This window comes from Rhodopirellula maiorica SM1 (assembly GCF_000346295.1).
Classification (GTDB): domain Bacteria; phylum Planctomycetota; class Planctomycetia; order Pirellulales; family Pirellulaceae; genus Novipirellula; species Novipirellula maiorica.
In genome coordinates, this window is sequence record NZ_ANOG01000720.1 from 1 (window position 1) to 6,322 (window position 6,322).

Here is a 6,322-nt window from a genome sequence, read left to right on the forward strand (position 1 = left end):
GTCAATAAAGGATCCCTAGATTCCCCCACCGACGCCAGCAAAACGCTCTATAAATTGCCACAACACTGCCTACGGTTGCAACATTTCGATGTTCCCTGGGGAGCGAATCATGATACGATAAGTGGGCGACACTAACGGTGTTTTGGAACAACCGTGACGGTCGCGTTTGCAAATCGTCCTAAACAACTAGGGCTGGTTTCGCGGCCATTAAAAGACGTTGTCCACAAGAGCCGATTTAATGCCCACATCTTCGAATTCTTGTTTGCTGCCGTTTCCTGCCACGACGCATGTGAGGAAATCCCCCCCACGATGGCGTGGCGAAGCTGTGGTGCCGAACCAGGCTCCTCGGCGGTTTTCGTTTCAAAACGCGAAACCTCCCCTCACCGCCGACCGCGATGAAACGACCGAAGTCCGCGTTAGTCCCTACTCGTTTGATCGAATCAAGGATTACCTTCTGGACGCGCCGGCTTGGTTGCTCAGCACGGTATTCCATCTGATTCTGCTGCTGGTCTTGGCGTTCATCACGATTTCGCCCGAAACCATCGACGGCATTATGTTGACGATCACCCCAGCCTCGGCACAGACAAAGCCCGAGTTTGTCGAGTTTGCGTTGCAGCCCGCTCCACTACTAGTCGAATCGCTGGACCAGACCGACAGCAACGCAAGCATCGAAACGCCTGTCGACATGGCCCCTGTATTGGAAGAGTTCGCGATTGCTCAGCCACAGGCGTTTGGATCCGAGCTGCCACCAGAGAATCCGTTTTCCCAACTTCCGAAAACATCCGGTGCATCGCTGGGCACACTGCCAAAGCTGGGCACCATGCCAAACGCGAGTGCAGCTGCTTTGATGTTCAGCGGCCGTACGGGGAAAAAGAAACAGGAACTGTTGGCTAAATACGGAGGCACTCAAGTTACCGAAGATGCAGTGGCCCTTGGATTGGCATGGCTTCAGCGTCAACAACGAACCAACGGCAACTGGAGCTTGCGAGGCCCTTACCGTGACGGCAGTCTGATGGAGAACGACACCGCAGCCACGGCGATGGCGATGATTGCATTCATGGGCGCGGGCAATACCCACCGCAGCGGAAAATACGAACGAGAAATGCTGCGTGCGGCCCAGTGGCTTGTCAAACAACAAAACCGCGTCGGTTTTATGGCCGAACGAGCGAACCCTCACGAGAAGATGTACGCCCAAGGTTTGGCTACCATCGCGTTGTGCGAACTCTATGGAATGACTCACGATTACTGGCTGCAACCGTATGCACAATTGGCATGTGATTTTGCCGTCGACTCACAATCACCTCAAGGCGGATGGCGTTACCAGCCCAAATTTGATTCCGATACGTCGGTGACCGGATGGTTTTTAATGGGGCTGAAAAGTGGCGAAGCCGCCGGTTTGGATGTGGACCGCTACGTGTTTATGAATATCGAAACGTACTTGGATTCGGTCGGCGGAAGCGGTTATGACCAAGGCTATGCGTACCAGGTGGGTGAACGAGCCACACGTTCGATGACCGCCGAGGGATTACTGATTCGCCAATACTTGGGATGGCAACGGAACCGGCCCGAGATGTCTCACGGGCTTGGCGGGTTTGTCGCCCGCGATCCCATCGACCGTCGTGACATGGACGTCTATTACTGGTACTACGCCACGCAAGCACTGCACCACTACGGCGGTCCATTGTGGGAAGAATGGAACGATAAAATGCGAGTCGAACTGCCAGCGATCCAAGAAAAGGGTGGCCCCGAAAAAGGAAGCTGGTCTCCTGTGAGCGACGCGTGGGGCGCCTTCGGAGGACGTCTCTACACGACGTGCTTCTCGCTCTATTCGCTCGAGGTTTACTACCGCCACATGCCGCTGTATGCGAGCCACCATCTCAAAGCAGCAGAAGAGGATGACAAGTAGAGACCGTCACGCATGCTCCGCTTGACATCCTCTCAGTAACGGCATCCTCTCAGTACCCCACCGAGACTCTTGGCAAGTTTTGCTACCCAATAATCACGCCGATTACTTTCGCGTGTTCGAAGCAAGCGATGTCACCGGCAATCCAGGCACTACTTGAAGAGTCGGACTGAGATCCGTAGCGTCATTGGAGAGCAGACGTTCGGGTCCGACAAAGTAAGTGTGATTGTCTGCCACGATCAAGTTGAATGTCTCGACCGGTTCGGCAACCTGTTCAATTGACTCGATCTTGCTGGTGCCCGTGGCATGATGCAACATCATGCCGACTTCGAGTTCTTTGGTTCGCAGCCATCCCTCACCCGCAACCCACCAATAGTGGCCCAGCGTCGCTTGGATCTCACCGCCAGCGGTTGAAAAACGCAAGGTTTTAGCTGGAGGCCGTTTTGTCGTTTGAAGCACTGGCTTCAAAGACAACTCGCCTGTTTCAACATCTTGTGATAGCACCAAATCGCCCGTGCGAATCGACTCAACAGACTTCGGTCCACATTCGGTTTGCACCTGAGTCCCCGCGATTAGGCATTCGCAAGTTCGCAACGCCACCAGCTGCGAGAACTGCATCGTGTACACTGTATTCCTGCGATCTTGGTCGTACTTGACGTCATACCGCTTGTTCTCCGCGCCGTAATCCATTGCCTCGTTGTAGCGATCCCACCAATCCCACCAAGCCACAGCGTTTCGTTCCATTCCCTCACCTGAAACCGCTTGCAGCACCTCGTAAACGCGTGATTCATTTCGTGCCTTTTCCCGATTCTGTTCATCCGTCTCCCTGCGCACCTGCTCGGATTGCCGCTGGATATCTCGTTGCAAAGCTTGGCTGGCGACCGCGTTTTTCCCGACATTCAAATCAACAATCGAGATCCGAGCGTTGGTTCGCAACGCGTTGGCTTGAGAGAGTTGGTCGGTGATGACCACTCGCGTATTCGCTTGAACCACATTGTCAACAATGGCAACTTGCTCGACATCCTGAAGCTCGCGAGATTTCACAATCCTTAGCACTTCCTCGCCATTGGGACGAGTGAAGGTTTGATGCCGAAGCACGATATCTCCCGAAAGCGACTCGAGCAGGCTCGGAACATAAAACGCCATCCGATATTCTTTCAGTCCTGCAATCGCTGCCTGGCCGCTTTTTGACGCCGGATCCTTGACCGCGATTTCCGTCAAGGCATTACATGCTTGCCGGCTACGTCCATTTTTGATCGCTTCGACAAACGGAAATGCCAAGTCGTCGGGAAGCTGCAGTGCCGCCAGCTTTAATGCATACACCGCCGAGGGATCCTCGAGTTGCCGCAACTCTTCAAGCGTTTTCAATTTCCCCTTTGCATCCGAGCCAGAAATCGCAGCTACCCACTGTTTCACTTTAGGCAACCAGGTTTTGGCTTGCTTTGCCAATTCCTTTGATTGCCGTTTTGCCTCACGAATTTCGTCTTTCGATAACCATTGACCGTTGACGAGTTGCTGCCCCAACTTTGCCCTTGCGGCGCGGTCGTCAGGGTTCAGCGCCACGACACCTTCCCAATGTGCCCTCGCCTGAGCATCCAATTGGTTGGTTTCCGCCCAGCGTGCTAGGTGGCGATGAGCCTCGATATCAAGGTCCCCTTCACCTCGTTGTTGCACGTATTGCCTTAAGCGAAGCGTTAACCGCTCGGCATTTAGCTGATCAAGCCCCACCCACTGACCATCGACAAAGGCCTGCCCTGCGTGCCAGCGAGCTGCATCGGGGTTCTGCGACAATTCCATCAACGCCGTTCGGTCCGTTAATTGCCCCTTGGCTTCAGCTTCCAAAGCCGCCTGCACCGGATCGCTCGAAGTTTCGAGTTCGGCTGCTCCGGCAGAACCGCTCAGCAAAACGCCGCCAAGCAGCAATCCAAGACGCCACGCGAATTGTTTGACGCTTGCGCAGCGCATCGTTACCGTAACCATAGTTGGATGCCTCTATTTCGATGAAAGTGACGAGGGGAGCCTAGTGATGGCAAAGACCGACCTTTTCCCAATCATAAGGGTCTGCACCCGAGGAGGCAATCGAATTCCCGTTCGCTTCCGAATCGAACTCGTTGTGGTGCTGGTCCTTTGCGGTTTTATCCACCCCAATCCTAGCCATTCCCAACCACCAATGCAAAAAGACGGGAAAATTGCTGCATTGAAAGGGATCCATCGCGAGTTTCATCAGCACCAGCAGCGCAAACCGCTGCTCGCTCAGGAATTACAGCGTATTCAGTCCACGCTTAGAGAAACGGAACGCGATCTCGAATCGGTCCGCGAAGAGGCGTTGAAGAAGCAAATCAGTTGGCAGTTGTTGCAAATCGAGGAGGATCAGAGGCTCGCAGAACTCGAGGCGAGCGACATTCCCCTTTTTGATATTCGGAATCGCCGCATTGTAGGCCGACGTACTAATTTAACCGACCAAGCGTCGCCAAACGATCGGCTTATCCTGCTGAATCTGCAACTAACGCAGAATGACCAAATCGCTTCCGCAGCCGCCCTCTCTCAACTTGACGCCGCGTCTCGGCTCGTCATTCAGCGTCGACTGAAGGCTTTCCAGGACGGTGCAAAGTGGCAACAAGACGTCATCCAGTGGCGACAACAAGGGCCTCAGTTTTTCGAACGCTATTGGCGATTCACCGACCCCAGTCGCATCTGGACTCGCAGCGAGTGTGAGTCCTTGCTATCGACGTTTCAAACCGATGCGATCGATGACTATCCAGCGATCATCGCCGAGGCACTGCTACAAGAACGAATCGGCTATCACGACGAGGCATTGGAAAAGCTAAACTTCGTCATCCAAGCCAACACGCCGTTGCATTTTCTTGCAATCGCTGCCCGCAGTACTGTCTATACGTCGCTCGGCGAAACTCGAAAAGCCAAGATGGACATGTTGACGGCCTACAAGTCGGATCGAGCAAACCCTTACATCCGTTTTCTGCGGGCACGCCAACTTGCGGCTGCAGAGGACTTGAGCACCGCGGAAAGCGAATTGTCGGGTTTACTGAAAACGCCCGAGTTGGAATTGGACGCGCGGCGTCTACTGGCCGTAATCTACTCCCTACGCGCTTCAGACATTCCACGGCTCGCATTCAAAGCCAAAGAACAAGCGATGCTGGTGAGCGAATTCAGCAAGGATGCCGACTGGTACTCGCAGCTTTTGATGGCGATCGCCTCGAGTGTCTCGGACGAACCCAATTTCGCGGCGCTGTATGCCGACAAATCGGTTTGGCTCGCTCACAACGAACAAAAGGCGTTTGCGGAATCGATTGCGAAAACCATCAAAACCAACGCACCGCTGCAGTGGAATTTCCAGCGACGATAAATCGCGGTGCTGGCTCAAACCACATTCGCCCGTGCCGGACGCTCTGCCTGCACTTCCATAAATGCGATATCGCTCGGCGGACTTGCTACTTAAATAGATGACATGTAAAGTTAGAGACACTGTCTGAGAACGCATCAGAGGCGGAAACTTGGTAGCGGAATTCGTGAACGGCTTGTTGATTTATTGAGCCGTGACGCGTCAGCGGCCGGGTCCCATTCAGTACCCGGTGCCTTACGGCCCACGGCTCACCGTTGCAATTTGCATTTGAATTAAATCAACAAGCCGTGAAGAATTTCGATTTTCCAATGGGTGATGCCCTGCTGCCGAAAGTCTTGAGGGCTTCCGCTACGGTCTTCAGACAGAGCCTTGGCATATCCCGCACCCGATGAGGTAATCCGCGTTGGCTACTCGCAACCTAAGTCGCGAACTGAAAAAGAAAACGCCGTTTGAATCGGTCGAACAAGAGGCGATGCTGAGCGTGATGCGGACCAGCGATCTGCTCGAGAATCGCTTGGCACGCCTGCTCCGACAATACGCGTTGACGCCGTCCCAATACAACGCCTTGCGGATCATGCGGGGCGAAGGCAAACCGATGCCGTGCTTAGAGATCGCCGAGCGGATGATCCAGGTCGCACCGGCGATCACCCGGGTGGTCGATCAATTAGTCGACCGAGGATTGGTTGCCAAGGAACAATCCAGCGAAGATCGCCGCGTTTTTCTGGTTCACCTCACCACGGCAGGAAAATCGTTACTGCGAAAGATCGACGCCCCGATCGAGCAATTGCATCACACGCTGTTGGGTCATGTCCCGTCCGCAGAACTAAAAACACTGATTGCTACCCTCGCCAGAGCGAGAAACGGACTCCTGAAAAATGAAACCCTCGACTGAAAACATTTTTTTTTACAGAATCCAATAGTTTACATGTAAGGCATTCGGTTCACGGCGGTATTCCTTTGCAGACAGAGCCAATCCCTTTCTTACAAAGGAAATACAATGAACGCGTCCCGACGAAACATGCTCTCGATGACCGCAGCAGGGTTGATTCAGATCGCAG

Annotated in this window: 4 protein-coding genes; 3 read left to right on the plus strand and 1 reads right to left on the minus strand. The window is 53.9% G+C overall.

The genetic code is table 11. The features are described 5' to 3' along the window. Positions 1 to 238 precede the first annotated feature (238 nt). A complete protein-coding gene (locus tag RMSM_RS23335) occupies positions 239 to 1,906 on the plus strand; it encodes a prenyltransferase/squalene oxidase repeat-containing protein (protein WP_236622276.1) in 1,668 nt (555 codons plus the stop codon). A gap of 102 nt (positions 1,907 to 2,008) precedes the next feature. On the opposite strand, the gene RMSM_RS23340 is transcribed toward RMSM_RS23335, so the two are convergent. Further along, positions 2,009 to 3,868 (minus strand): polymorphic toxin-type HINT domain-containing protein, encoded by a 1,860-nt coding sequence (locus RMSM_RS23340; RefSeq protein WP_008702238.1) that lies wholly within the window; start codon positions 3,866 to 3,868, stop codon positions 2,009 to 2,011. 232 nt (positions 3,869 to 4,100) lie between these two features. Between RMSM_RS23340 and RMSM_RS23345 the strand changes: the two genes are divergently transcribed. Together RMSM_RS23345 and RMSM_RS23350 are read left to right on the plus strand one after the other, a co-directional pair. Further along, a complete protein-coding gene (locus RMSM_RS23345; RefSeq protein ID WP_236622277.1) occupies positions 4,101 to 5,267 on the plus strand; it encodes a hypothetical protein in 1,167 nt (388 codons plus the stop codon). Between the two features lie 400 nt (positions 5,268 to 5,667). Continuing rightward, positions 5,668 to 6,156, plus strand: a complete 489-nt coding sequence (locus RMSM_RS23350) for a MarR family winged helix-turn-helix transcriptional regulator (RefSeq protein ID WP_008702244.1) — start codon at positions 5,668 to 5,670, stop codon at positions 6,154 to 6,156. Positions 6,157 to 6,322: the final 166 nt, after the last annotated feature.

Bases quoted from the DNA above. Each gene is read 5' to 3' on its own strand.
- RMSM_RS23335 (WP_236622276.1), top strand. From the start codon at position 239: ATGCCCACATCTTCGAATTCTTGTTTGCTGCCGTTTCCTGCCACGACG.
- RMSM_RS23340 (WP_008702238.1), bottom strand. From the start codon at position 3,868: ATGCGCTGCGCAAGCGTCAAACAATTCGCGTGGCGTCTTGGATTGCTG.